Raw genomic sequence first — 25424 nt, forward strand, 5'->3', positions numbered from 1 at the left:
TCTTCATATAACACGTACTTACGAGGATGTTCTCATTTCAAAGGGGGATATTCTCGTTTTTTAGCTGTTGCTGGTTCTTGTGACTTTTCGTATGGAAAGGACTGTTTTGCGCGTTGACAAGTTTCGCATGCAGGATTAGGATAAATGCAGCACAGAAAGTGAAGGAGAGCATGTACTAATGACGATTCCCAAAACACTAACGATAGCCGGCTCCGACACAAGCGGCGGAGCAGGTATTCAGGCGGACCTGAAAACCTTTCAGGAGCTTGGCGTATATGGCATGACTGTACTGACTACCGTAGTTGCGATGGAACCTAAAACTTGGAACCATCTTGTATATCCTGTTGCGTTGGACGTGGTTGAGGCGCAGCTGCGTACTGTATTGGAAGGTATCGGTTTTGATGCAATGAAGACCGGGATGCTGGGTTCTGTAGATATCATCGAACTGGTTGCCAGCCATTTGAAAAAGCATGATCTGAAACGGATTGTGATTGACCCAGTGATGGTCTGCAAAGGCACGGATGAAGTGCTTCAGCCGGAAAATACAGAGGCCATGCTGGAATTGTTGATTCCTGGCGCTGATCTGGTAACACCGAACTTATTCGAGGCTTCACAGCTGGCGAAGAAAGGACCGATCACGACACTGGAGCAGATGCAGGAAGCGGCTGCTATTATCCACGAGCGTGGTGCTAAGCATGTGCTGATCAAGGACCGTGGCAAAATTCGCGCAGGTAAAGCGATGGATCTGCTGTATGACGGAATCACTTTTGACTGGTTTGAAGCGGATGTTGTACAAACCAACTTTACCCACGGTGCAGGCTGTACCACTTCGGCTGCGGTAACGGCTGGTTTGGCACAAGGGCTGACTGTACGTGAAGCTGTGGATCAGGCCAAGAAATTCATTACACAGGCCATTGAAGGTGGTTTCAAGTTAAATGAATTTGTCGGTCCGACCCTGCATGTGGCACACCGTTTGCAAAATCAATAAAGGTACGAAGGTCTGCGATCCTAGAGATACTTATAAATCTCCATTAGACTGGATATATATTAGATTGTTTTTTACAGTGACTTTTTGATATATAGCGTTAGATTAGGCTCAAAAGCCGCAATACATGGTATTGCGGCTTTTGAGGTTGTATTATTTTGGAATTCCAGCTTCCAGTTTGGTCTAATCGTACTGTATAATAGGCATCAGATTTATTACATTAAAGGGGGAAACGAAGCAATGACATTATTCAGCGAAATGGCTTACAGCCGACCAGAGCAACCTGAAATTGAACAGCGGTTTAAAACGCTGTTGCAGCAGTTTCGTGAAGCGGACAGTGTAGAACGTCAAAATGAAGTTATTCATGCCATTAACAAGCTGCGCAGTAACGTGGAAACGCAATTGCAATTGGTGGAAGTTCGGCACTCCATTGATACGGAAGATGCGTTCTACAAAGCGGAGCAAGAGTACGCTGATGATTTCATGCCGGTTATCCAAGAGTATGTAACCGATTATTACCGGGCGTTGGTGGAGTCTCCATTTAGAGCTGAGTTGGAGAGCCAATGGGGGAGCCAGCTTTTCAGTATTGCCGAGGTGGCGCTCAAGTCGTTCCACCCGGATATCATTGAGGATTTGCAGCAGGAAAATAAGCTGACTTCGGAATATGCCCAATTAATTGCCTCAGCGAAAATCCCGTTCGAGGGGGAAGAACGCACATTGTCACAGCTCCTGCCATTTGAAATGGCAACCAACCGCGAGACACGCAAACAGGCCTCCGAGGCCAAGTATCAATTTATGAGTGAGCATGAGGACGAGCTGGATCGAATTTATGATGAATTGGTCAAGGTACGTACGCGCATGGCACACAAGCTGGGCTATGACAACTTCGTAGAATTAGGCTATGCCCGCTTGGGACGTACAGATTACAATGCAGAGATGGTAGCCAATTTCCGCGAGCAGGTGCTGAAGCACATCGTTCCTCTGGCAACCAAGCTGAAAGAGCGCCAACGCGAGCGGATCGGAGTAGATCAGCTCCGTTATTACGACGAGGGCTTCAACTTCTTGTCAGGCAATCCTACGCCAAAAGGTGACCCGGACTGGATTCTTCGTAATGGAGCGCGTATGTATGAGGAGCTTTCACCGGAAACACATGAATTTTTCAGTTTTATGGTCGAGCGTGGACTGATGGATTTAATCAGTAAAAAAGGCAAGCAAAGCGGAGGCTACTGTACATTTTTGAGCGAATATGGCACGCCATTTATTTTCTCCAATTTTAATGGGACATCCGGTGATATCGACGTATTGACTCATGAGGCAGGTCATGCCTTCCAGGTCTATGAAAGCCGACATTTTGAAATTCCCGAGTACCACTGGCCAACCATGGAGGCGGCTGAAATTCATTCGATGAGTATGGAGTTTTTCGCATGGCCTTGGATGAAGCTGTTCTTCGAGGAAGACACGGACAAATATCACTTTGAACACCTATCTTCATCGTTGCTGTTCGTGCCTTACGGCGTAGCCGTAGACGAATTCCAGCATGCCGTATATGAACACCCGGATTGGACACCGGCCGAACGTAAAAGTGCATGGCGTTCCATTGAACGGAAGTATAAACCGCATCTGGATTATGAAGGCAACGAGTACCTCGAAAAGGGCGGTTTCTGGCACAAGCAGGGACATATTTTTCAATCTCCGTTCTATTATATTGACTATACACTGGCACAATTGTGTGCATTCCAGTTCTGGAAACGCATGGGTGAAGACCGCGCAGCAGCATGGAAAGATTATTTGAAGCTGTGTCGTGCCGGAGGAAGCCGATCCTTTACCGGATTGGTTGAGCTGGCTGGATTGATCTCACCGTTCCAAGACGGCTGTATCGCCTCTGTGATCGGAGAAATCGAAGCATGGCTGAACAGCGTGGATGATAAAAAGCTATAAGCACAGCCCAAAAGGGTATTTCACTTACCTGTCTAGCTGAAAAGCTCGTAGATGAGATGCTTTTTTTAATGAAAGCAGAGCAGTTGCACGAAAAAAGCCGGGAACCTCTACATGATGTAGAAGTCCCGGCTTTGTGTTTATTTTAGAGTAAATATAACTCTATTCATGTTTGGTGTTGAGTGGTTTGAGATTGGCTTCAATTGATGCACGGCGCGGCTCCAAGAATGGAGGCAGTGCCAGAGATTCGCCCAGAAACTCCAGTTCCTCGTCGGTGTCAAAGCCAGGTCCATCGGTAGCCAATTCAAACAGAATGCCGTTCGGCTCACGGAAGTACAAGGAACGGAAATAAAAGCGATCTACAAAACCAGAGTTGGAAATTTGTAGCTGACCAATACGCTCTACCCACTGTTTGAGCTCTTCTTCGGTTTCAACACGGAAAGCGACGTGATGCACACTGCCGCGTCCTGGTCGCTCTTGTGGCAGATCGTTGCGCTCTTCCAGATGAACTTCAGTTCCTGTACCGCCTTCACCTGTTTCGTAGATAACCACATCCGGTTGTCCGGCAACAGGGGAAGGGTAGGAGCCCTTTTTGCGGAAGCCCATAACCTGTTCAAGAATAAGAATGGTATTCTCCGCTTTGGGAATGGTCAGATGAACCGGACCAAGTCCAACGATGCCGTATTCCGCAGGGACAGGGCTCTTCTCCCAAGGCGTGCCGCCGCGCATTCCGTGATCATGCTCATCTGAAACGAGGAAGAAGCGTTGTCCTTCAAAATCCTCGAACGAAAGCGCCAAGCGTCCTGCTTGATCTATAATTTCGCCATGCTTCACATCCAGCTGCTCGAAGCGGTTTTTCCAATAATTCAGAGCCTTGTCGTTCGGTACACGTAGGGAGAGCGCCGAAATGCTGTTATTCCCTGTACGCGTTTGTCCAGCATGTGGAATTTCAAAGAAAGTGACTTCCGTACCCGCGGTTCCGCGCTCATCTCCGTAAAAGAGGTGATACACACTAACATCGTCCTGGTTCACTGTTTTCTTAATCAGCCGAAGCCCCAATACCTGAGTATAAAATTCAACATTTTTAGCCGCTGCTGCTGTAATCGCCGAAACGTGATGCAATCCTAACAGTTTCATATTATTTGCCCTCCTTGGTTTTTATATGATTAGGTTTTTCAAAGCAAAATAAACCGTCGGTGTAAATTTTTCTTTATATTTATTATCTTGATATTAAGATATATTATTTTTGATTGTTTGTCAACATGAATTACGATCTTGCTACAATACAGTTTCGTGACGGACAAAAATTGAAATTCGAAATAATGCAAAAGCAGATACAATAAGGCTCAATATAGCCCAAAGTAGATAGAATGAATTTTATTATAAAAGGAGTTTACTAAATGTATACGGATAAGGATTTAACGATTAGGCCCGTTAGAGAAGAAAACCTACATGCCCTTTGGACGTTAACTTTTAAGGAAGAAGCACCGGAATGGAAGCAGTGGGATGCACCCTACTATGAACATAAGAAGCTTTCTTTTGAGGAGTATTTAAAAGAGAAGGAAAAGCGAATCGGACAAGATGACTTTTGGCTCATTGAAGTGGAAGGCAAGGTCATTGGATCCGTGAGTTACTACTGGGAGCATAAGCCGTCTCAGTGGCTTGAAATGGGGATAGGTATCTATGATTCGGGGTATTGGAGTGGTGGCTATGGTACGAGAGCACTTCGATTGTGGATCGACCATTTGTTTAATACATTGCCTCTAGTAAGAGTAGGCTTTACAACCTGGTCAGGAAACCATCGGATGATGAAGGTCGGGGAGAAGCTGGGCATGACCCTCGAAGCCAGGCTTCGCAAATGCAGATATTATAATGGAAAGTATTATGATTCGATCCGAATGGGGCTTTTACGGGAAGAGTGGGAAGTGTGATTAAAATATAAAGTATAGAAGACTCGCAAGAAGGATCTTTTTTCAAAGAATCCCATCTTGCGAGTCAAAGTTTCAATGATTTGAATCGATCATTTTTGGAATGCGAAAGGTTACTGAGGACAATCGGCAAAAATAGTTAGCAATTCATCAGCATTTGGTCCAGTATCAACTTGTTGGGCAACGACTTTTCCATCTTTAATATATGCTAATGTTGGAGTAGCTTGTAAATTGATGTGATCTCTAAGAAATTGCCGAATGGCTGGTCCCCAGTCCCCACCATCCAGATTGTAATAATAGATGGGTTGTGATATACGCACAGAAAATTCTTTTAAAATGGGAGAGAATTCACGACAATCGGAGCAACTAGGTCTACCAATATAAAGGTAAAAACCTTCTCCCGAGTTGAATTTGTCCATGGTTTCATTCGCATTAAGTCTAGGTAAATCTTTTACATCATTCTCGTATTCTTCAACAGTCGGAATATTTTTATTTTGTTCTATAGTCGTAAAATTCTTATGTTTTGCAGCATAGTTAGTATCATTAGCAATGAAAAAGCTTGTCAAACACATACAGAATATAAAAGCTAGTTTGAACGGTAGAAATTTTCGGTTTTTTATCATAAGAAACCTCCACATTAATTTTTTGCCTGATACTAATTTTACGGACATATAATATTATTTTGATTATCACCTTCTTAAAATATTTATACGGAGCCTTAACAGACTATTGAGATTAATTGCTTCAGATAGCCTGTATTCTTAAGCTGTAGTTAATCTATGAATAAGGTTACTACAGTTGATCTACGTAAAAATATTACTGTAATAATCAGCGCATATTGTGTCATTTTGCGTCTTGCTGAATACTCTAGTAACTCGTAATTATAATGGTCAGCATTGAATTTTTAATACATTTTTATCGAAAATTTGCTTTTTATAGCATGAAATTGGTTATTTTATCACTTACACATTCTATATCAAACTAAAGTGCTAATTTATATATAGCATTCTACAAATTTGATAGGATAGGTGAAGACTATGTTTAACAACAAACAAGCAGTCATAATTGATACTGGAATGGATATGACGAATCAAAGTTTAAATAAACATGTTATAGATGGAGTGAGATTTCAATTTTCAGGAAACGAAATTATCGAGGATAATGATTTTCAGGATGACCATGGGCATGGAACATCTGTGGCAGATACGATTATGCAAGTTTTTAGTGAGGCTCAATTTTACATCATAAAAATAGCAAATGAAGAAGGGAAAACGAGTACTAGACTCTTGCAGATGGCGTTGAAGAAATGCCTTAATCTGAATATTAAATATATATGCATAAGCATTTCGGTTACTTCAGAAGGATACTATCAGCAACTTAGCCAAATTACACAGCAGTTAGTAGATCAAAATAAACTTATTTTTGTATCTGTAAAAAATGGTAGTCAGAGTAGTTATCCAGCTAGTCTGCCTACTGTCATTGGTGTAAATGGGCAAATATTTTGTTCAATTGAGTCATTTTTGTTTTCAAAAAGTAAAGAGATCCAAGCCGTATTTGATGAAGCTCCAATTTTTGTCTATACACTTGCCGAACGATTTGCCTTTTTTAAAGGTACCTCTAAAGCGAATGCTCTTTGTGTGGGGAGAAGTATGCAACTGATCTCTTCTGAGGTGACGAACTCTGTCATTTATAATAAAGATATCACGTTTTCAGAGGTTAATGATATTCTTGAACGCAGTGCTTTGGAATATGAGGTGACAGTACCTAAATTTAAACCCATCCTTGATGCTGACATTGATAGTAACTTAGTAAAAAAATTTGGCAAGTCTATAGAAAAAGCGATTTATGAAACCACTAATCTTGAAATTGACATCCATACTTTATATAAAGTTCCTTTTATTTGTGAGTTGACGGGAATAACTTTTAAAAATTTTGATTATTTTTGGAATATATTAGAAAAAGAGTTGAATCATACCTTAAACGATTATCACAATATACATATATTAAATGTATGTTCTCTCGCTGCATTGTTGAAATACTTGGAGGAGCTAGGTATTTAATCAAATTAAGCTGTTTGAAATCTATATTTTTAGTATTTAAATAAAAATATAAAAATGTATTTATTTAGAAAAAAGAGTTGATTATAGAAAACTTGAAATGGTATACTATATATGTAATTAGTAAGCGCTATATAATAAATAAGGTCAACTTTGAAACTCCATAATAAACCCAGCAAAGAGGGGATTGGAATTGTGCTGGGCATGACCGGAAATCATATTGTTCCTTGCAACTGAGAATTAATTCATTGATGTGAAGTTCATAAGTTAACTTATACACGATACTTTACAATTAAGAATAATTAATGTATGTAGGGATGTGATTGGATGTTAAACATTGCTCTGTGTGATGATACAAATGTAGAACTGGCCCGGGTGGAGAGGTTTACGTTAGAATATCCCTTTACTAAAGTAGAAGTAGATACTTTTGGAAGTGGGCAAAAGTTGCTGCAATATGTAGCTAAGAATAAAACGGAATACAATATTTATCTGCTTGATATTGAGATGGCGGATATGGATGGCATTAGTTTAGCCAAAAAGGTAAGAGAGTTTGACAATAAAGCTGTAATTATCTTTGTAACCAATTATGACGAATACATGCCAGATGTATTTAAAGTACAAACCTTTGATTACATACTGAAACCTGTGAATAAAGAAACCCTTTTTGAGGTTCTTCAAAGAGCTGATCACTATTTACATAGTTCACATAGTTATTTTGAGTTTAGCTATGAACGAAATAAGCTCATTATAAACGAAGATGAAATTATGTACTTTGAGAAAAGTGGAAGGGCTGCTCATATTTATACAGAGACAAAAGAATATAAGTGTAATCAGACAACTTCACAAATACTTGCTCAACTTGATCCGATGGCTTTCACTCAGATTCATGCTTCGTATATCATTAACCTGAAATACGTTGTGGGAATAAAATGCGAAAATATTATGATGAAACGGATCGTAAATGGTGAAATTCAGGAAACTTATTTGGAACTACCGATCAGTAGAAAGTATAAAAAAGATTTTAAACAAAAAATGATGAATTATATGAGGAAGAGATTCTAATTGGAAAGAGTCATGTTTGATTTTATACTAAATTCTTTTGATATTTTCATTATAAGTAGATTTCTGAATAAAGTTTTATTTACTAAAAAGGGACTTTCGACGGAGAAAATCTGGCTGTTTACGATTGCATTAATAGGTCTGACAGTAGTCGGTATGTACTTTTTGAAAACAACATTTGATGTTATGCTAAATGTTATTCCAGTGTTCACTATACTTTGTTTTTACCCAAAAAATCATATAACAACAAAACTGTGTTGGGGTACAGTTGTAATTGCAATTGAAATCTTATCTGTAGGAGTATGTTGCGCCATCATGAATGTTTGTTTTCCAAATGTACTCCTTACATCAGATAATGTATCTTATTATTACGAAACGGGTGCTCTCCTCTCAGAAATCAGTAAATTTTTCTTTTTTTTAGGGGTCCCTTTACTTTTTAAAATAGATGTTTATAAAAGAGAAACTACTCTGCATTATTTATACATGTGTTTGTTTGCAGTTCCTATCATAACTCTTTGCATGTTGTGCAGTCATTTTGATTTGATTTTAAGATCAGGTAAGAACCCAAATGAGTGGTTAAGTGTAATTTCTATGATTGGTGTTTTATCAATCAATATCATCATGTTAATTATTTATGAACAATTAAGCCGAATGTACGGCGAAATGATAGAGCAGGAATTATTAAACTTCAATCTTAAAGCAGAAAATAAACACTATGATAATCTGGAGAAATCGCAAAAAGAAATTCGGAGAATCAGGCATGATATGAGAAATGAACTGTTGACCTTAAAAGGATTGCTGAAAGAAAATAATGTTGAGGCAGCAGAGGGGTTTATAGAAGAAATTCTCTCAGATATTAAATGTACTGAAACTCAGAAATATTCACCGAACAATGTACTTAATTACGTACTCACCGAGAAAATAAATTTGGCTACTAAAAAAAGCATTGTAGTGAGCATTGATAGTTTTCTTCCAGAAAAATTTTCTCTAAATAATAATATTATAGCCGTTGTATTTGGTAATTTGCTGGATAATGCAATAGAGGGCTGTGACAAGGTAACTGAAGGTAAGAAAACAATGGATATAAAAATAAAATATCATGCAAAGCAACTTTATATAGAGATTTCCAATACGTTTAATCCGCTGTTTGTAAATAGTAATTTTATAAGTAATAAAAAGAATAGAAAAAATCACGGTTTTGGATTGAAAAGTGTCAAGCAGATTGTAAAAGAAAACTCAGGAATCCTGGATATAAGGACCGTGGAAGACCGGTTTTGCGTCAATATTATTTTATGGGACTTAGAATAGGAATCGAATTCGTGAAAGGGCGTAGACGCTTATGCAGCTACGTCCTGCTCCTGCATTACAACAATATTTGTTCATATTTACTCCCTAGTTCACTATCATGTGTAATTAATATAATGGTATGGTTGTACTTTAGATCATCTAATAGATCAATAAAGTTCTTTTTTACAACACCATCTAAATTTGAAGTGGGTTCATCAAAAATTAATACTTCTTTATTAGTATAGATATTCCGCAGTATCGAAATTAATTGCTGTTGCCCTCCTGATAAAGAAAAATTTTTACCGATTATTTGATCTTTTTTACTTTCTTCGATAAATTTCTTGGTATCCAATAATTCAATATATGAATTCAGTTGCCTCATAGGGATGCCTGGTTGCCCCAAAGTTATATTGTTAAAGATCGTATCTACATACATGACGGGTTCCTGGAAGCATATGCCTATTTTGCTGATAATATCTTTACGTTTCCATTCTCTCATTTCCTTTTCGTTCACTAAGATATCACCTGTATAATTACAATTAATCTTGGTGAGTAATTTTAATAGTGTGCTTTTTCCTGCCCCGTTGCGTCCTGAAAGGCAAAAAATATGATTTCCATGAACAGAGAACGAGACATCGGATAGCACTTTTTCCAAACCGTTATAGCTATAACTTACATTTTTAAATTCTATGTCCATTTTATTTCACCTCTTCAGCTCTTATAATCGACTCAATTCTTTCGATGGATACTTTTGCCTGCTTCCAAGCGGCCACATAGTTTGTAACACTTTTGATCGGACTTATGATCTGATTTGAATAATAAACAAATACCGTCAGTACTCCCATACTTGTTTGGCCTTTCATTACTAAAATTGTACCCATCCCCAAAAGCAATACACTTCCAATAGAGGTAATGACAGAAGGGACAGTGGAAGCTACGATAATTGTATTGCTTCTCTGTCTATAAGCTTCAAGTGACTTTTCCTCTAAAGGCATGTACCTTCCCAAAATATAGTCTTTTATATCCATTCCAATAGAATACAGAAGTGTTCCAAGCGTATGCCTAATATAAGAAATAGAGTCATCATAAGCATTCATGACTGCTTTTGTCTTTTGAGTAATCCTTTTATTAAAGAATATTTGACTAATCATTGTTAAAAGCATGATTAAAAATACAAGTGTAAATAATTTGTAGTTGAAAAAAAGCAATACAACACAAATAACAATGAGAAAAAGTAGGTTTGATATTAGCATGGGGATACCATTGGATACTAATCTTTCGATGATTCCGATGTCATTAATAAACAGGGATAATAGCTTATCGTTGTTTGAAGTAATGGTCTCACCTGGCAAAACGAAAAATTTTTCTAATAAATTTTTTTTCATAGCATAAGAGATTCTTTTTCCTAATTCGGCAAAAATGAATTCACAAAGTAAACTGCATAGGTGAGATAGAATAAATAAGCCTGTTGCTATTCCTATAAACTTCACAATTAAGGAGAGATCTTTGGATATTAGTCCAGAATCAACAATCTTACTTATGTATTGGGGAATTATCATGCTAAGTATTGTATCTAAAGCTTGAAAAACTAAAATAAGTACAATAAAAAGATAAAATTTATGAACTTCTTTAAAAATCCAATTATATTTTCTAAGCATAAATTTCCATTCCGCCCTTCTGATACAAATATATAAAGAAGCTACTTCTCATTCTACAATCGAATATCTAATAATTATATTTATGGTATAAATGACCTCTTTAATGTCGTGAAATACATCTATGTATACGTTTTTTACGGATGTAGCGCAACTTTCTCTCATCCCCTCAAATACTCTAAAGAATCCATTGTTATTTAACTCTGATTATTATCAATTTATGGCATTAAAACATTAGATTATGACATAACAGTAAATATCAGAACAATTCATGATCTATTTAATAGAATGGAAAATGAATTTGGGATGTATGAGAGGAGAAAAAATCATGGTATATGTTTTAAATCCTTACTCACGTGAACTATTTCATAATCATCAAGTCATTATCGCGAATACAAAATCAGGAGCTTTTTTGAAAACCTCTAAATCTTATTATCTTGTGCTGAAGGATATGGTTAATAATGGGGAAATTGAGTCGTTATTAAATCCTACAAAAAGTTCTCAACATGCTGATGTTATTCATAATTTAACAAGTCTCTTTTATGAATTGGTGAATATCAAATGTATTCTAACCGAAGAACAATTAACAAATATTCATGAGGAGGTCTTAGATGTTGTTTATCTAGGATTAACAAATAGATGTAATTTACACTGTAAACATTGCAGCGCTTCAGCGGATGCTCATTTTACCGATGCACTAACAACTGAAAAAGTGAAAGAAATCATTGATCAGATCGTCGTTCTTAAACCCCAAGCCATCAATGTTACGGGAGGAGAGCCTATGATGCGATTAGATATCATGGAGCTTTTGGCGTACATAAGGCAAACATTCAATGGAGTCATTTTGCTCTCTACCAATGGCCTTTTTATTACCCCAACTAATGTGGAGCAATTGATTAGGTATGTAGATGAATTTTCCCTTAGTTTGGACGGTTATGATGAAGAAACTTGCAATCAAATTAGAGGCAAAGGTGTTTTTAGTAGAGTTCTAAAAAGTATAAAACTAATGCAAAGTAAAGGAGTGGAGAATATCGCATTATCAATGGTTATTACAAAATATAATTTTAATGGAGGTGAAGATAAATTCCTTGATTTGTGTGAAAAATTAGGTGTTAAACCTATTGTAAGAATCTTAACATCCGCTGGAAGGGCTGGAGAGAATAGTGAAGAGATTTTTCCCGAAAAACCTTTTGTAGATGATCTGACCTCTCAAGATGTTACCTGTCGACTTTGTTCACCAGGAAAAAGGGAAATATTTATTGGGGGAAATGGTAAGATTTATCCTTGTGGAGGATTGATGGAGTCTGATGATTTTGTTTTAGGAGATGTATTTGATGATAATTTAATTGAATTAATGGCTAAAGGCAATCAAAAAGCAGATCATAATAAAATCGGATGTGTAAGACCATGGGAATTTGAACCCTGTAAGAACTGCAACGTTAATTTATTTTGCCATCACTGCATTAGCAACATCTATTATTTGCATCAAAACCAAGAGTTGTTCGATACCATTTGTCAAAAACAAAAGAAACAACTTCAAGAATTAGTCTGGAATGGCTGAATATCTAAATGAGGAGAATAATGACATGAATTTCACATATTGGGTAACCGAAGATTGTAACTTGAGATGTAAATATTGTTATGTAAGCAAAGCCCCAAAAACGATGAGTAGGGAAACAGCGGCAAAAGCTATTGACTTTACAGAAAAAAAAATTGCTGCAAATCCTTTGGATCCTACTGATAAAATACGCATAGCATTACATGGAGGGGAACCATTGCTTAATTATCCGGTCATTCAATATCTTGTAGAAGAATTAAAACAAAAAATTCATGGCGATATTTCTTTTACAATGACGACAAATGGAACCATTTATAATCAGGAGATGCTTGATTATGTTTCTGAAAATATCCAATTAACAGTTAGTTTGGATGGGAAGCAGGAAAGTCACGATATCAACAGAATATATAGAAATGGGAAAGGAAGTTTCAATAGGGTGATTGAAACCCTTGATTACATTAATCATCAATCGCATTTTTTTCGAGTAAGAATGACCGTTACACCTAATAATGTTTCATATTTTGCTGACAATTATATTTTCCTTTTTGAAAAAGGATATCCGATTGTCAGCTTTGCGCTAGATGAAAGTGATCTGAATTGGAATAAAGAGCTTATGAAAGTTTATCAAAAAAATCTTAACGAAATATTTTCATATATGGTGAATAAGGATATCACCAAAGCACAGTATTTTTTATATAATTTCAAAAACGCCTATTTTCGGCCAAGAGGGACGTGTGATGGATGTCATACCAGTTTTCACATCTCCAGTGCAGGGAATATCTTTCCTTGTATTTTTACCGTAGGACGAGAAGAATTTTCCATGGGAGACGTGTTTTCCGATATAATTGAACAGCGTTTATCCAATTTAGACGTAATCAATCAAAAGGACCAAGGAGCTTGTATAAAGTGTGCTATGTATAATAATTGTCGCAGCAAAATATGTAAAATTATTAATAAAATCCAAACTGGAAATTATTATGAATCATCACCTGTATTTTGTGCAACTCAAAGAATACACTATTCAATAGTGAAGGAGTATGAATATATATTAAAAAACTTCGAGCTTCTTCTTTCTACCCACTGAACTATTATGCTGTTTATTCGTGGCTTAATAATCGTATTTTGGCTCTAGAGTCACTAGATTTGATTTTGAAGAAATGTAGTTTTCTGAGGAGAATCCTGCAAAAACCTTAGATGGGTTATGACCTGGAAAAAAGGAATCTGTGAATCAAAAAGTAGTCCATCCTCAGATGAGGGCGGTGATATTATCCCCTTAGGTAGACAGTGTTAAAAGAGCACATGTATGATGTGATCTGGCACTATTTTTCTAAAGGGGATTTTTGTCATGGCCATTAAAGGACACGAGTTTAGAGTATAACACCAGAGTTCAAATTGAAGGTGGTACGTATGCATTTTATCTGTTTTCTCATTATTATAAAAAATTTAAGGGAGGTTAGAGAACGGGGACTAATTATAGAGGTGAGTAAATAAGAAATGACCTAGCCAGAAGTTTTTGCTAGGTCATTTCTTTTCTTGACTAGGAGGTATTTATTCTGCTGTTCGCAGTCGTTCTACGATAGTTTTCCTGTCGCTCAGAGAATAAATAGCGAGAGGAAGACATATCCCAAGAGCGAGCAGAACAGGCAGCACGAGGATCAGCGGCCAGATAATAAATTTATAACTCATAAACCATATTTGAGTACTCAAGGGTCTCGCAATCAAGACAGAAAATAGGCTTCCTAATAAGATGGAGCATATGCTGGTGCCGAGTACATAGTACATCCCCTCATATACAAGCATTGTTTTTAATTGTTTATTAGTCATGCCAATGCTTTGTAGTATAGCAAATTCTTGATGGCGGGTCAGAATACTAGTTAGAAGCGCGTTTACAAAATTAACAATGCCAATCACACCAATAATAATACTGAGCGTACCGCCGATCATCAAAATTGTTTTTTGCATACCTGAAAGCTCGGCAATTGAGGTGAATTTGGATTTATAATGCATCGTTGGCTCCTTTATTTCGGTATAGTTCTTTAAGAAGCTCTCCATCGTTTTTTCTTTACTATCGGATACATTAAAGGCATAACTCATCACCACAGGCTTCTTCACAAGCGTTTTGTAGATATCCGCCGGGAGATAGAAGTCAGTATAACTAGCAACGGCTACACCAGAATTGGATGATTTTACGCCAACATGACCAAGCACTGTGAATTCATGGCTAGTATACTCCTGGGCATTTGCTGTGTCCATATGGTTATGAAGAGTAACCTTTTCACCTACTTTGTATACGGATAGTTCCATTTCAGGATTATCGTAATCGTCTAACCTGACCCCTTCCAAAATATACTTTCCCGAAGCTAGCTTGTCATAATCAAGTTCACCATCAATTAATTTTAGTCGGTGAAGGGGGAGATCTTCAAGCCCGTACACTATTGCAGATAAGTTGCCGCGAGCGTCAGGAGTGACGATTTCCCCGTACAACTTCTTCCCCTCTTTGTTCTCTTTATGCTCGATAGCGAATAGATTGCTGCCACTGTACAATCGTCCACCTTCTTCAAAACCGGGTTGTGCCTGTACGGCCTGAATATAGCTTTCCGTCGTCGCATTGTCAGGGCCTGTGAAATGTTCTTGAAAATAATTAGCATGTGCAATTAGAAAGTCAGTGTCATGACTTTTAGACACATACTTATTCATATCCAGACTTTGGGATAATGTAAAAGTAGTATTCAGTAGCACTAGACCTAGAGAAAGGCTAAGCAGCACCAAAGTAGTCCGCTTCTTATTGCGGCCTAAGTTGGCTCGAGCCATCAGCGGCATTTTAGCACCGTTAGTAGATTTTTTTAGTTTTTTCTTATCCTTTTTAGTAGCTCCGTCTACGTATCTTACTGCCTCGATCGGAGACACAGTCGCCGCAATTCTACTAGGCTTATATGCACTGATCATAACTGTCATGACTGCAAACAGAGCGGAGTCGATAAAAATCCATGGGCTGGGGGATAGGGTTACCTCTGCGTGCCTATAATTGTTCATAAGCAGCAGAGGGATAAGCGATTTGCCGATACCAAAACCCCCGAGCAAGCCGATGGGAACCCCGATCAAGGAAAGAAATAATGCCTGTCTATGAATAAGCCTACGGAGTTGACTACTGCTTGTGCCGATGGTTTTTAGAAGACCGTAGAAACGAATATCACGCATCACCGAGATTTGGAAAATATTATAGATGATCAAATAGCCAGTAAGCATGATCAGCAACAGACCTCCAGCTAGGACAAAAACGGTTTCAGGGTCTGAACTGAAAGTGTTGGAAAGATACGCCCAATTCATAGAAGTTTCAATGAAGTTCGGTGCATTTTTGTCAAGGGAATAACCACTTTCTGTAATCACTTGATCAAGTTTTCCCTGGATATTCGAGCTGTTATCGAACATGATAACTGCATTGATGGTTCCGGTCATATCATGATCCTGCTTATATGTGTAGCGTAATTCTTCGGCATGGGCATCCACATAAGCTTTAGAAGCATAAATTTGACCTCTGTCTATCATGGCGGCGGGGTCACTCTTCCACCAGCCGGAGAGGATAAATTCACGCTGTACCATTTTGCCGTGAACCTCAAGCTTCAAGGTCAATGGGGAGCCCTCTTTCAGGGGGATACCCAGTAACTGTAAGGTGCTAGAGTCCGCGATAACCTCATTTTCTGCCACCGGTTTGTGGCCTTTTTCTAGCTCAATCAATCCTAGCTTTAGCCCTACATCGTCATGATACCAGAACTCCGCACGACGCTTTAAAAATTGCTCGTTTGTCACCTTTCCACTTAACAGGCGGCTATATGCTATCTCTTTAATAAGAGGGTGGTTTTTGATGTGATTAAATTCCTCATCGTTGATATATTTGAGATAACCCTGCCCTGCCCCACCAGCCTGTCGCATCGTTGCCTGCTGGAAACTTTCCATCGCGCCAATCCCCATAGTAAACACAGATGTAAATAACAAAGTGGTTAAGGCAATAGCGATAATCGCAATAATATTGCGGATTTTATTGGCTTTAAAACTTTTATCTGATAAATTACGAACCGCCTTACTGTTTTTTATTTTGATCATCGGGTCGCACCACCTACTATTTTACCGTCCTCAATGCGGATGATGCGATCTGCCATCTGCGCGATTTCTTCATTATGAGTAATCATCACCATCGTTTGGGCGAACTGTTGGCTGGATACCTTGATCAACCCTATGACATCCAGACTGGTTTTACTGTCCAGGTTGCCAGTAGGCTCATCAGCCAAAATAATAGCTGGTTTCGTCGCCAGTGCTCTCGCAATGGCTACCCGCTGCTGCTGCCCTCCCGAAAGGTTACTCGGTAGATTGTTTAATTTGTTCTCAAGCCCCAGCGTATTCGTAATTTGGGTCAGATAGGCTTTGTCCGGTTGATTCCCATCCAGTTCAATGGGGAGCACAATATTCTCATAGACATTTAAGACTGGAACTAGATTATAATTTTGAAACACGAAGCCAATCTTTCTTCGGCGAAAAATGGTTAATTCTTCATTTTTTAAAGAATAGATATCCTTGCCGTCAACGGTGACGTTTCCGCTTGTAGGCCGATCCAGCCCACCAAGCATATGCAGAAGGGTGGACTTCCCGCTGCCGGATGTACCAACGATAGCCACAAATTCCCCAGTGCCTACCTCCATGTTGACTCCATCCAACGCATGAACCTCAGTATCTCCATTACCGTAAGTTTTTCTTAGTCCTCTGGTTTCTAATATCTTCATTTGTTTGCTTTCCTCCCAATAAAAATATCTGCATCGTATTTGCTTACAACACAAATTTTATTATAATACCTCTTTCTTTCTACAATCTTTCTGAAATCTAACAGAATTGAAAGATTATTTGAGTGAGAGTAGAAAGATTAATTTGTGACGGGTGGTGGGAAATGTAGGAGGGACAGACTCCTTCTGAGATATCTGTTTTTTGGTGCCTCTGCTTGAACTCAGCCGGAATCTAAGTAATTTTTGGTCTAATACATTCGCTTACTTGGCTTCATTGTATTTCGTGGGATGAGGCTTGTACTGAGCGACTGTATACGAAAGTAACCATTTTTTTTTCATGTTATGCCGGGTAAATCAATAAGTGCAATTATTTATTTTGCAAAAGTGAGACTTCGCGGTGTTGTTGGAAAAACACGAATAATGAATAAACGTGAATTTACGGCCTTGTTTTAGATAACAGAATGGATATAAACAGTGCATAAGCCACTAATTATGCCAAATAACATACTGATTTTTACAATAGAATATTTAGAGGTATTTTTAATGATATTTTAATAGTGAAAGGAGGTGGAATTAACATGGAAAAAATCGAGGTTTTAGATAATATGGATTTTGAAATGGAAGTACAATGTAATCCAAATGATTGTCATTATGATTGCATCGAACCCAGTGGACATTGTAGCTCTAATAACTGGCAAGGTTTTTGAAAGATGATTTTGCCTAACTAAGTATTAGTTGACCAATGAAAAGGAAGAAGTAAGAACACTTCTTAGCTTGTCTAGTGTCCTCGTCTTTTGAGATGAGGGCACTTTCTTTTGTATTATATCTGGGAAAGTAGAGTAGTGCCTCTGGATGTAAACATTGTATAAGCCACGATTATGCCAAATAACATACTGATTTTTACAATAGAGAATATTTAGAGGTATTTTTAATGATATTTTAATAGTGAAAGGAGGTGGAATTAACATGGAAAAAATTAAAGTTTTAGATAATATGGATTTTGAAATGGAAGTCCAATGTCCAGCCGATAATTGCAGTTATGATTGTCTCGAACCCAATGGACACTGTAGCTCTTATACCTCGATATGGATGTGAAAGAATTATTTTGTCTAACTCGGTATTAGTTGACCAATGAAAAGGAAAAAGTAAGGAACACTTCTTAGTTTGTCTGGAGCCCTCGTCTTTTGAGACGAGGGCACTTTCTTTTGCATCATATCTGGGAAAGTAGAGTATTGCCCCTATACCTCTAGGCGATTCAGGTGGAACACCCTTCTTCGAAATCACATTTTTGTTTTTCTCCCAGACCCAAGCTATTACCAAAGATGAGTTATGCATTGACAATTATGTTTAAGGTCTAGAGTATATACAATTTTATCTATGGAGGCACGATTCTTTACTATCCAGTACCTGAGCACAATATTTTTCGTAGACATTCAAGGCAGGCATCAGATAATAATCTTAGAAAACGAAGCCGATTTTTCGCTGCAGAAATTGGTCAATCTTTGTCTTACAGGGAAATATATCCTTGCCATCAATCGTGATGCTTCCGTTTGTTGGACCATCAAGTTCACCCAGCATATGAAGAAGGGGAGACTTGCCACTTCCGGATGTACCGGCGATAGCGACAAATTCACCGAATTCCACCTCCAGCTTCACGCCATCTAGGAGGCATGAACAGCGGTATTCCCATTACCGTAATGTTTCCTTATTGCCTGAGTTTTCAATAGGTCCATATACTTTCCTCTCCAAAAAAATGTCTGGATCGTAGTCATCTACAGTACAGACATTAACACACTGATCTTTCTACATTTCTGAAATCAGAGGAGTTGAAAGAATTAAGTATCCATAGAAAGAAAAATAGAGAAGGTAGAACCACGGCCGTAGCGTGATCGTACCTTGATGTAACCCCCTCCGCAGCGATGATTTCTCTAGCTAAAAACAGACCAATCCCGACGCCCTCCTGCGAGTTAACAGTAGGGGAGCGATAGAAGCGGGTAAAGATCTTCCCTTGTTCTTCTTCTGCAATGCCTATGCCGCTATCAGTAATATCAATTCGGCAAAACAATTCGTATGCCGTCACTTTTATATCCATGTTTCCGCCTGTCTCTGTATATTTTATAGCGTTATCCATAATGTTATAGACAGCTTCACTGGTCCACTTTAGGTCAAAATAAGCATGAATAACGGTGTCCTCCCTAGAAACTGAAATCCCTTTGGCATCTGCTTTTGGCGTTATTTGCTCCAGTGCAGCATCAAGGAGCTTATGAACAGATTCTCGCCTTGGCGCTACCGTGATAATCCCCGTTTCAAGCCGCGATGTTTTCAACAATGCCTGAATCAGGAAGTTAAGCTTTTCGGCCTGTGCAGATAGAGCTTTCACACAAGTGGAGGTATCCTGTGATAGTTCGTATTCGCTAAGTAGTTGGGAATAAAGCAGGATGTTGGCCAATGGTGTTTTCGTTTGGTGTGAAATATCGGAAATCAGCTCATTTATTTTATTCTTTTCAGCAAGCAGATTTTTGGAGGACACGGAACAAATGGAAAGAAATCTCACAAATTTAGCTTCTATTGAAGAAAGAACGGATTCATCAAAGACATCCTCCGAGAAGCTGCCATTTAGCGCAGCATCCAGCATGTTCTCAATAGTTTTCATTGTTTTTTGGATGCTCCTGCGATACAGCATAATAGCACACACAGCAGTGCATACAGCAGCGACGGCAATTCCAATACATATATATAGGAGTGTTGTCATTTCAACGCCCATGTGTAGCCCAGCCCATACACCGTTTTAATATATTGTGGGGAGGAAGGATGATCCTCGAGCTTGTCACGTAGCCTTTTTATCGTAACTGACAAGGCATTTTCACCTACATATTCAGCCCCGTCAGTCCAGATGCTGTCTATCAAGTGATCACGCGAAACGGTATTTCCTCGATTGTTGATTAGGATGCGCAATAATTTTTGCTCCGTTTTACTTAGTTCAATAGGTGTACCATTCTTAATAAATTCCATTCTCTCGAATGAAAAAGAAAAATTGTCTAGCTGAATGGAGTCTGCAAGCGAGTATCTGGATTTCTTTAGCTGAACGCCAACTCTTGCTCTCAGTACCATCAGACTGAAGGGCTTAGTGATATAGTCGTCAGCACCCAACTCAAGACCAGTGACGATATCTGTTTCCATATCATTTGCTGTTAGAACGATGACGGGTATCATTGTTTTTTTTCGTATATGGGTTAAAAGGTCGAGTCCACTTCCATCCGGCAAATTTACATCAAGAATCACTAGGTCAAAAGCAGTGATGTTCAATTGTTCTTTTGCAGCAGCAATGTCATACGTTTGTGTAAATACGTTGTTAGGTTCTTTAAGGGCAAGAATAATACCGTTACTCAAGGCGATATCATCCTCGACGATTAATATGTGATTCATCATTCTCCTCCTATTTTTTTGATTCATCAAGTTAATGAATCCCCAATTCCAAGAATTGCTTACAGTAAAAATGAGAAAAGGGTAATCCTAAATCTTCCATCTCTATTTTACAGGATATTGCTCTTATTTGCTCATTCACTCTTCAGACTATTCAGGTTTTACTAACACCTTTTTTGACATGGCTTATTCATTGCAAATAATTTGACAGATACAATATCACTGCTATAATTTATCCTAGTTGTTTTTGATAATGATTATCATTATTGGAGGGGAGGACAGGGCCGAAGCTTGGTACGAGTTATTGGACAGGCTCCCTTAGTTAGAGATGAAATTGCGCTATTTAATATTAGCTTTTCTGGTACTGGCCTTCGCCTCGGTGTTCATCGGTGTTCATGATGTGACTCCACTTGATTTGTTCCACTTAACCAACGATCAAGCGCAGGTGCTCCTGATTAGCAGATTTCCACGTTTGATCAGCATCATTATCGCAGGGGCGAGTATGAGTATCTGCGGGCTGATTATGCAGCAGCTTACCCGGAATCGGTTTGTTTCGCCCACCACCGCAGGGACGATGGATGCGGCACGATTAGGTGTGCTGATCGCCATTATGGTGTTTGGAACGGCGGGATTTTGGACGAAGATGCTGACGGCTTTTGGATTTGCTCTAGGGGGAACGCTGATTTTCATGAAGATATTGGATAAAATCCGTTTCAAGGACCCGGTATTTATCCCGCTTGTTGGTCTGATGTTTGGGGGCATTTTAAATTCGGTGACGACTTTTTTTGCCTACAAATATAATCTGATCCAGGGCATTTCTTCGTGGATGCAGGGGGATTTTTCTCTAATCATGAGTGGCCGCTACGAGATGCTGTATCTTAGTGTTCCTTTGGTTGCGTTGGCGTACATATATGCGAATCGTTTTACAATTGCAGGTATGGGTGAGGATTTTGCAGCCAACTTGGGCGTACATTACAAGCGCACCGTCAATGTGGGTTTGGTGATCGTGGCTTTGGTGTCCTCTGTTGTCATCTTAACCGTCGGGACAATTCCCTTTTTGGGGCTGGTTGTACCCAATCTGGTCAGTATGTACATGGGGGATAATCTGAAAAAGAGCCTGGCTCATACAGCGATCTTGGGCGCCGTTTTTGTGCTGTTTTGCGATATTTTGGGACGGGTGATCATTTACCCATATGAAATTTCTGTAGGGCTTACGGTTGGTGTGATCGGGAGCGCGTTGTTCTTGTATTTGCTGCTGAGGAGAAGGGCTTATGAATCCTAAATTAAAAATCGGAATATTAGCCGCTGCCGCGCTTGTGTTGATTGCTGCTTTTGTGTTTATCGATCTTCCGCACACCTGGCATTACGCGTTGCCGCGACGATTGAAAAAGGTCGCAGCTTTCATTCTGACAGGTGGCTCCATTGCTTTTGCGACCGTTATTTTCCAGACGGTTACGAATAATAAGATTTTGACTCCGGGTATTATCGGGCTGGATTCACTGTATATGCTGATTCAGACGACGATTATTTTTGCATTTGGTTCCGTCCCATTGATTTCGACCAGCAAAGAATTAAACTTTTTGCTGTCAGTGGGGATGATGGTGTTGTTCGCGGGATTGCTATACAAGTTAATTTTCCGCAAGGATGGACGGGGAATTTATGTACTTCTGCTGATCGGTCTGGTGTTCGGGACGCTGTTTAACAGTCTGTCTACCTTTATGGAGGTACTGATTGATCCGAACGAATTTGCGAAAATTCAGGATAAGAGCTTCGCCAGCTTTAGTAATGTAAACACCGAACTGTTATGGCTTTCTGTATTCGTGCTTGTGCTCGTATTTGCTTATGCGTGGAGATTTATTAAGTACCTGGACGTGCTGTCGCTCGGACGGGAGCATGCGATTAATTTAGGTCTCCCTTACAGTTATATCATCAAAAGATTGCTAATTATTGTAGCGATTCTCATCTCCATATCTACGGCACTTGTTGGACCGATCACATTTCTCGGATTAATTGTGGCCAATGTGGCTTATCAGGTGATGAAGACGTATCAGCACCGTTATATTATTCCGGCCTCCATCTGTGTTAGTGTCATTGCTTTGGCAGGGTGCCAACTGCTGGCGGAAAGAGTATTCGATTTATCGACAACAGTCAGCGTCATTATTAACTTTATCGGGGGGTGTACTTCCTGTACCTTTTGCTGCGGGAGAATAAATCATGGTAGAAGTCAAAAACGTAACCAAACGCTACGGGAATAAAAATGTGGTGGAGCAGGTGTCCGTCACTATACCTAAAGGCACCATTACCTCCTTTATTGGACCTAACGGCGCTGGGAAAAGCACCCTGTTGTCGATGATCAGTCGCCTAACAGATAGTGATGAGGGAGAAATCCTCATTGACGGACAGGCCGTGAGCCTGACCAAAAGTGAGGAGCTAGCCCGGAAGATATCCATTTTAAAACAGACTAATGATGTCAACATCCGCTTAACCGTGAAGGAACTGGTCAGCTTCGGCCGTTTTCCGTATTCCAAGGGCAGATTGAACAGCGAGGATCGCAAAATGGTAGAGCAGTCTATGGCCTACATGGGACTGGAGGATATGAAGGACAAACATATTGATTTGCTCAGTGGGGGACAGCGGCAGCGGGCGTTTATTGCTATGATTCTGGCACAGGACACGGAATACATACTGCTGGATGAGCCGCTGAACAATTTGGATATGAAGCATTCGGTTCAGATTATGAAGACGCTGCGCAATTTAGTGGATGATCTGGGCAAAACGATTCTGGTGGTGCTTCACGACATTAACTTTGCTTCCTGCTATTCGGACCATATTGTCGGGATGAAGAATGGCAGATTGCTGAAACAAGGAACGGCTGACGAGATGATAGATAGTCAGGTATTAAAGGATTTGTACGATATGGATATTCCGATTCAACAGCTCGGTGATCATAAAATTTGTGTGTACTTCACTTAGGGGGAATGTAAAATGAAGAAAAATTTGATGTTTTTAACACTGATACTTGCACTGGTACTGATCGTATCGGCCTGTGGCAAAGCGGCTCCGGCAACACAGGAAGCGACTGGCGATGGCTCCTCAACTGCAACAACGGAATCCAAAACTGTATCGGTCAAACACGCACTGGATGAAAACCCGGTCCAAGTCAAAGTCAATCCGAAGAATGTCGTTGTTTTTGATTTTGGTTCATTGGATACGCTCGATAAGCTGGGCGTAGACGTTGCGGCGGTAGCGCAGCAGGATCTTCCTACGTATTTGAACAAATATAAAGATTCCAAATATGCAAGTGCTGGCACGCTGTTTGAGCCGGATTACGAGAAAATCAGTGATCTCTCTCCTGAACTGATCATCATTGGTGGCAGACAAGCTGATGCATATAAAGAGTTGAGCAAAATTGCACCCACGATTTCGATGGCTGTAGACACCAAGGATTATATCAATTCCTTTAAGAAAAACGTTGAAACGCTGGGGCAAATCTTCGACAAAGAGGAAGCTGCCAAACAAGAACTGGCTGCGATTGATAGCTCCATTAAGGCTGTACATGACAAGGCTGTAGCGAGCAAGGCTAAAGGATTGATCGTACTGACAAATGAAGGAAGCCTGAGTGCATACGGCTCACAATCCCGCTTCGGTATCATTCATGATGCTTTTGGCGTAACTCCTGTAGATCCTGGCATTAAAGTATCGACGCATGGACAAAAGGTTTCTTTTGAATATGTACAGCAAAAAAATCCTGATTATATTTTTGTCGTTGACCGTGGGGCTGTGGTGGTCGAGGAAGGCAAGGAACAGGTTACAGGTAAACAAACCATTGAGAATGAACTGGTGAAGAAAACCAATGCATATAAAAACGGTCATATTGTATACCTGGATCCTAACTACTGGTACCTGTCAGGTAATGGTCTGGAATCCGTATCTGAAATGATCAAGGAAATAGATGCTGCACTGTAATGCATACATTTACATCATGGGGGACTATGTAGGATGAAAGGTCATGTAGATGAAATTTCATTAGATGGGTATCTTGTGCACGTCTATACACCTCCCGTATCTGTGAATCATAATGAGCTGTATCCTGTGCTGTATGTACAGGATGGCAGCTCTTTATTTCTAAGCGGGTTGGATGAGCTGGAAAGAGGTTTTTCTACGGGAGAGCTGCCCCGTGTAATGCTGGTGGGCATTCAGCCTGTGAATCGGCTGAATGATTATACGCCTTGGGAGGCAGCTGCTTTAGTAGAGGGAAGACCTGCTTTTGGCGGTGGCGGAGATGCGTATCTGACGTTTGTAGTTACAAAAGTAATGCCATACGTCGAGGCAAAATATCCAGTGCAAACTGGGTTGGAGCATACAGGGATGATTGGTGCTTCGTTGGGTGGACTGATTTCCATGTATGCAGCCTTCCGTTATCAGCATATATTTGGACGTATTGGTTCGATCTCGGGTTCGTATTGGTTTTCCGGTATGATCAATTACATGCAATCTGCATCATTTGGCACTGTAATGGCTGGGACACACCGTATATATATATCTGTTGGGACCCGTGAAGGTGAAGGGAAGACGAATGTACAAAAAGATATGGTTCCGTTGACCCTCCAGGCATACGAGGTGCTGCTTGCGCATGGTTTTACGGAACGTGAGGTACGGCTGATCAAAGTTGAGGGAGCCGTGCACCACATAGATCACTTTCGGCACCAGTTTCCCCGTGCCGTTAAGTGGTTGCTTGAATAATGTTTTAAGATTGGTTTTTAAT

The 25424-nt window shown here is 39.5% G+C and carries 21 protein-coding genes and 2 pseudogenes; 14 read left to right on the forward strand and 9 right to left on the reverse strand.

Annotation, left to right across the window (positions count from 1 at the left end; genetic code table 11):
- The first annotated feature begins 178 nt into the window (after positions 1-178).
- Together thiD and BN1546_RS15170 are read left to right on the forward strand one after the other, a co-directional pair.
- On the forward strand, positions 179-988 hold the full coding sequence (gene thiD, locus BN1546_RS15165; RefSeq protein ID WP_016820369.1) for a bifunctional hydroxymethylpyrimidine kinase/phosphomethylpyrimidine kinase: 810 nt from the start codon (positions 179-181) through the stop codon (positions 986-988).
- 237 nt (positions 989-1225) lie between these two features.
- Positions 1226-2923 (forward strand): M3 family oligoendopeptidase, encoded by a 1698-nt coding sequence (locus BN1546_RS15170; protein ID WP_058831049.1) that lies wholly within the window; start codon positions 1226-1228, stop codon positions 2921-2923.
- 159 nt (positions 2924-3082) lie between these two features.
- Here BN1546_RS15170 and BN1546_RS15175 read toward each other — a convergent pair whose 3' ends face one another.
- Entirely contained in the window at positions 3083-4057 is a 975-nt protein-coding gene (locus BN1546_RS15175) for a ring-cleaving dioxygenase (RefSeq protein WP_013373156.1), read from the reverse strand.
- Positions 4058-4320: 263 nt separating this feature from the next.
- Here BN1546_RS15175 and BN1546_RS15180 point away from each other — a divergent pair, with 263 nt between their 5' ends.
- Positions 4321-4851 (forward strand): GNAT family N-acetyltransferase, encoded by a 531-nt coding sequence (locus tag BN1546_RS15180; protein ID WP_090738162.1) that lies wholly within the window; start codon positions 4321-4323, stop codon positions 4849-4851.
- Between the two features lie 110 nt (positions 4852-4961).
- On the opposite strand, the gene BN1546_RS15185 is transcribed toward BN1546_RS15180, so the two are convergent.
- Positions 4962-5471, reverse strand: coding sequence for a DUF6568 family protein (locus BN1546_RS15185; protein WP_090738164.1), 510 nt, complete (start codon positions 5469-5471; stop codon positions 4962-4964).
- 414 nt (positions 5472-5885) lie between these two features.
- On the opposite strand from BN1546_RS15185, the gene BN1546_RS15190 reads away from it, so the two are divergent.
- The 3 genes from BN1546_RS15190 (at position 5886) to BN1546_RS15200 (ending at position 9272) form a co-directional block, all read left to right on the forward strand.
- The gene (locus BN1546_RS15190) at positions 5886-6908 is read left to right on the forward strand and encodes a S8 family serine peptidase (RefSeq protein ID WP_090738166.1); all 1023 of its coding nucleotides are present in this window, start codon (positions 5886-5888) and stop codon (positions 6906-6908) included.
- Between the two features lie 324 nt (positions 6909-7232).
- Positions 7233-7967: a LytR/AlgR family response regulator transcription factor gene (locus tag BN1546_RS15195; RefSeq protein ID WP_016820363.1), complete on the forward strand. Its 735-nt coding sequence runs from the start codon at positions 7233-7235 to the stop codon at positions 7965-7967.
- Positions 7968-9272, forward strand: a complete 1305-nt coding sequence (locus BN1546_RS15200) for a sensor histidine kinase (RefSeq protein WP_090738168.1) — start codon at positions 7968-7970, stop codon at positions 9270-9272.
- A gap of 55 nt (positions 9273-9327) precedes the next feature.
- On the opposite strand, the gene BN1546_RS15205 is transcribed toward BN1546_RS15200, so the two are convergent.
- Together BN1546_RS15205 and BN1546_RS15210 are read right to left on the reverse strand one after the other, a co-directional pair.
- Positions 9328-9948 (reverse strand): ATP-binding cassette domain-containing protein, encoded by a 621-nt coding sequence (locus tag BN1546_RS15205; protein WP_058831054.1) that lies wholly within the window; start codon positions 9946-9948, stop codon positions 9328-9330.
- Between the two features lies 1 nt (position 9949).
- Positions 9950-10909: an ABC transporter transmembrane domain-containing protein gene (locus BN1546_RS15210; protein WP_058831055.1), complete on the reverse strand. Its 960-nt coding sequence runs from the start codon at positions 10907-10909 to the stop codon at positions 9950-9952.
- 325 nt (positions 10910-11234) lie between these two features.
- Between BN1546_RS15210 and BN1546_RS15215 the strand changes: the two genes are divergently transcribed.
- Together BN1546_RS15215 and BN1546_RS15220 are read left to right on the forward strand one after the other, a co-directional pair.
- Positions 11235-12467: a radical SAM/SPASM domain-containing protein gene (locus BN1546_RS15215; RefSeq protein WP_058831056.1), complete on the forward strand. Its 1233-nt coding sequence runs from the start codon at positions 11235-11237 to the stop codon at positions 12465-12467.
- Positions 12468-12492: 25 nt separating this feature from the next.
- On the forward strand, positions 12493-13548 hold the full coding sequence (locus BN1546_RS15220; protein WP_058831057.1) for a radical SAM/SPASM domain-containing protein: 1056 nt from the start codon (positions 12493-12495) through the stop codon (positions 13546-13548).
- Positions 13549-14012: 464 nt separating this feature from the next.
- On the opposite strand, the gene BN1546_RS15225 is transcribed toward BN1546_RS15220, so the two are convergent.
- Together BN1546_RS15225 and BN1546_RS15230 are read right to left on the reverse strand one after the other, a co-directional pair.
- Positions 14013-16565: an ABC transporter permease gene (locus BN1546_RS15225; protein WP_090738170.1), complete on the reverse strand. Its 2553-nt coding sequence runs from the start codon at positions 16563-16565 to the stop codon at positions 14013-14015.
- A complete protein-coding gene (locus BN1546_RS15230; RefSeq protein ID WP_058831059.1) occupies positions 16562-17239 on the reverse strand; it encodes an ABC transporter ATP-binding protein in 678 nt (225 codons plus the stop codon). Before BN1546_RS15230 ends, BN1546_RS15225 begins: the two co-directional genes overlap by 4 nt.
- Before the next feature lie 575 nt (positions 17240-17814).
- Here BN1546_RS15230 and BN1546_RS27885 point away from each other — a divergent pair.
- Positions 17815-17943: a hypothetical protein gene (locus tag BN1546_RS27885; protein ID WP_255305375.1), complete on the forward strand. Its 129-nt coding sequence runs from the start codon at positions 17815-17817 to the stop codon at positions 17941-17943.
- 751 nt (positions 17944-18694) lie between these two features.
- Here the strand turns inward: BN1546_RS27885 and BN1546_RS27890 are convergent.
- The 3 genes and pseudogenes from BN1546_RS27890 to BN1546_RS15250 form a co-directional block, all read right to left on the reverse strand.
- On the reverse strand, positions 18695-18892 hold the full coding sequence (locus tag BN1546_RS27890; protein ID WP_058831061.1) for an ATP-binding cassette domain-containing protein: 198 nt from the start codon (positions 18890-18892) through the stop codon (positions 18695-18697).
- 179 nt (positions 18893-19071) lie between these two features.
- Positions 19072-19988: pseudogene (locus BN1546_RS15245) on the reverse strand (sensor histidine kinase).
- On the reverse strand, positions 19985-20662 hold the full coding sequence (locus BN1546_RS15250) for a response regulator transcription factor (protein ID WP_058831062.1): 678 nt from the start codon (positions 20660-20662) through the stop codon (positions 19985-19987). The pseudogene BN1546_RS15245 and the gene BN1546_RS15250 overlap by 4 nt, the downstream one beginning before the upstream one ends.
- 325 nt (positions 20663-20987) lie before the next feature.
- On the opposite strand from BN1546_RS15250, the gene BN1546_RS15255 reads away from it, so the two are divergent.
- From BN1546_RS15255 to BN1546_RS15275, 5 genes and pseudogenes are all read left to right on the forward strand, one after another.
- Positions 20988-21941, forward strand: coding sequence for an ABC transporter permease (locus tag BN1546_RS15255; protein ID WP_058831063.1), 954 nt, complete (start codon positions 20988-20990; stop codon positions 21939-21941).
- Positions 21931-22880: pseudogene (locus tag BN1546_RS15260) on the forward strand (iron chelate uptake ABC transporter family permease subunit). Before BN1546_RS15255 ends, BN1546_RS15260 begins: the two are co-directional and overlap by 11 nt.
- Complete coding sequence (locus tag BN1546_RS15265; RefSeq protein WP_090738173.1) at positions 22874-23632, forward strand: iron ABC transporter ATP-binding protein; 759 nt, start codon at positions 22874-22876, stop codon at positions 23630-23632. The pseudogene BN1546_RS15260 and the gene BN1546_RS15265 overlap by 7 nt, the downstream one beginning before the upstream one ends.
- 12 nt (positions 23633-23644) lie before the next feature.
- A complete protein-coding gene (locus BN1546_RS15270; protein ID WP_090738176.1) occupies positions 23645-24625 on the forward strand; it encodes a siderophore ABC transporter substrate-binding protein in 981 nt (326 codons plus the stop codon).
- 33 nt (positions 24626-24658) lie between these two features.
- Positions 24659-25402, forward strand: coding sequence for an alpha/beta hydrolase (locus tag BN1546_RS15275; protein ID WP_090738178.1), 744 nt, complete (start codon positions 24659-24661; stop codon positions 25400-25402).
- Positions 25403-25424 lie beyond the last annotated feature (22 nt).

The organism is Paenibacillus sp. Mc5Re-14 (assembly GCF_001049835.1).
Lineage (GTDB): Bacteria > Bacillota > Bacilli > Paenibacillales > Paenibacillaceae > Paenibacillus > Paenibacillus polymyxa_C.

Coding starts and splice junctions, on each gene's coding strand:
- thiD (WP_016820369.1), top strand. CDS start 179: ATGACGATTCCCAAAACACTAACGATAGCCGGCTCCGACACAAGCGGC.
- BN1546_RS15170 (WP_058831049.1), top strand. CDS start 1,226: ATGACATTATTCAGCGAAATGGCTTACAGCCGACCAGAGCAACCTGAA.
- BN1546_RS15175 (WP_013373156.1), bottom strand. CDS start 4,057: ATGAAACTGTTAGGATTGCATCACGTTTCGGCGATTACAGCAGCAGCG.
- BN1546_RS15180 (WP_090738162.1), top strand. CDS start 4,321: ATGTATACGGATAAGGATTTAACGATTAGGCCCGTTAGAGAAGAAAAC.
- BN1546_RS15185 (WP_090738164.1), bottom strand. CDS start 5,471: ATGATAAAAAACCGAAAATTTCTACCGTTCAAACTAGCTTTTATATTC.
- BN1546_RS15190 (WP_090738166.1), top strand. CDS start 5,886: ATGTTTAACAACAAACAAGCAGTCATAATTGATACTGGAATGGATATG.
- BN1546_RS15195 (WP_016820363.1), top strand. CDS start 7,233: ATGTTAAACATTGCTCTGTGTGATGATACAAATGTAGAACTGGCCCGG.
- BN1546_RS15205 (WP_058831054.1), bottom strand. CDS start 9,948: ATGGACATAGAATTTAAAAATGTAAGTTATAGCTATAACGGTTTGGAA.
- BN1546_RS15210 (WP_058831055.1), bottom strand. CDS start 10,909: ATGCTTAGAAAATATAATTGGATTTTTAAAGAAGTTCATAAATTTTAT.
- BN1546_RS15215 (WP_058831056.1), top strand. CDS start 11,235: ATGGTATATGTTTTAAATCCTTACTCACGTGAACTATTTCATAATCAT.
- BN1546_RS15220 (WP_058831057.1), top strand. CDS start 12,493: ATGAATTTCACATATTGGGTAACCGAAGATTGTAACTTGAGATGTAAA.
- BN1546_RS15225 (WP_090738170.1), bottom strand. CDS start 16,565: ATGATCAAAATAAAAAACAGTAAGGCGGTTCGTAATTTATCAGATAAA.
- BN1546_RS15230 (WP_058831059.1), bottom strand. CDS start 17,239: ATGAAGATATTAGAAACCAGAGGACTAAGAAAAACTTACGGTAATGGA.
- BN1546_RS27885 (WP_255305375.1), top strand. CDS start 17,815: ATGGAAAAAATCGAGGTTTTAGATAATATGGATTTTGAAATGGAAGTA.
- BN1546_RS15250 (WP_058831062.1), bottom strand. CDS start 20,662: ATGAATCACATATTAATCGTCGAGGATGATATCGCCTTGAGTAACGGT.
- BN1546_RS15255 (WP_058831063.1), top strand. CDS start 20,988: ATGAAATTGCGCTATTTAATATTAGCTTTTCTGGTACTGGCCTTCGCC.
- BN1546_RS15265 (WP_090738173.1), top strand. CDS start 22,874: ATGGTAGAAGTCAAAAACGTAACCAAACGCTACGGGAATAAAAATGTG.
- BN1546_RS15270 (WP_090738176.1), top strand. CDS start 23,645: ATGAAGAAAAATTTGATGTTTTTAACACTGATACTTGCACTGGTACTG.
- BN1546_RS15275 (WP_090738178.1), top strand. CDS start 24,659: ATGAAAGGTCATGTAGATGAAATTTCATTAGATGGGTATCTTGTGCAC.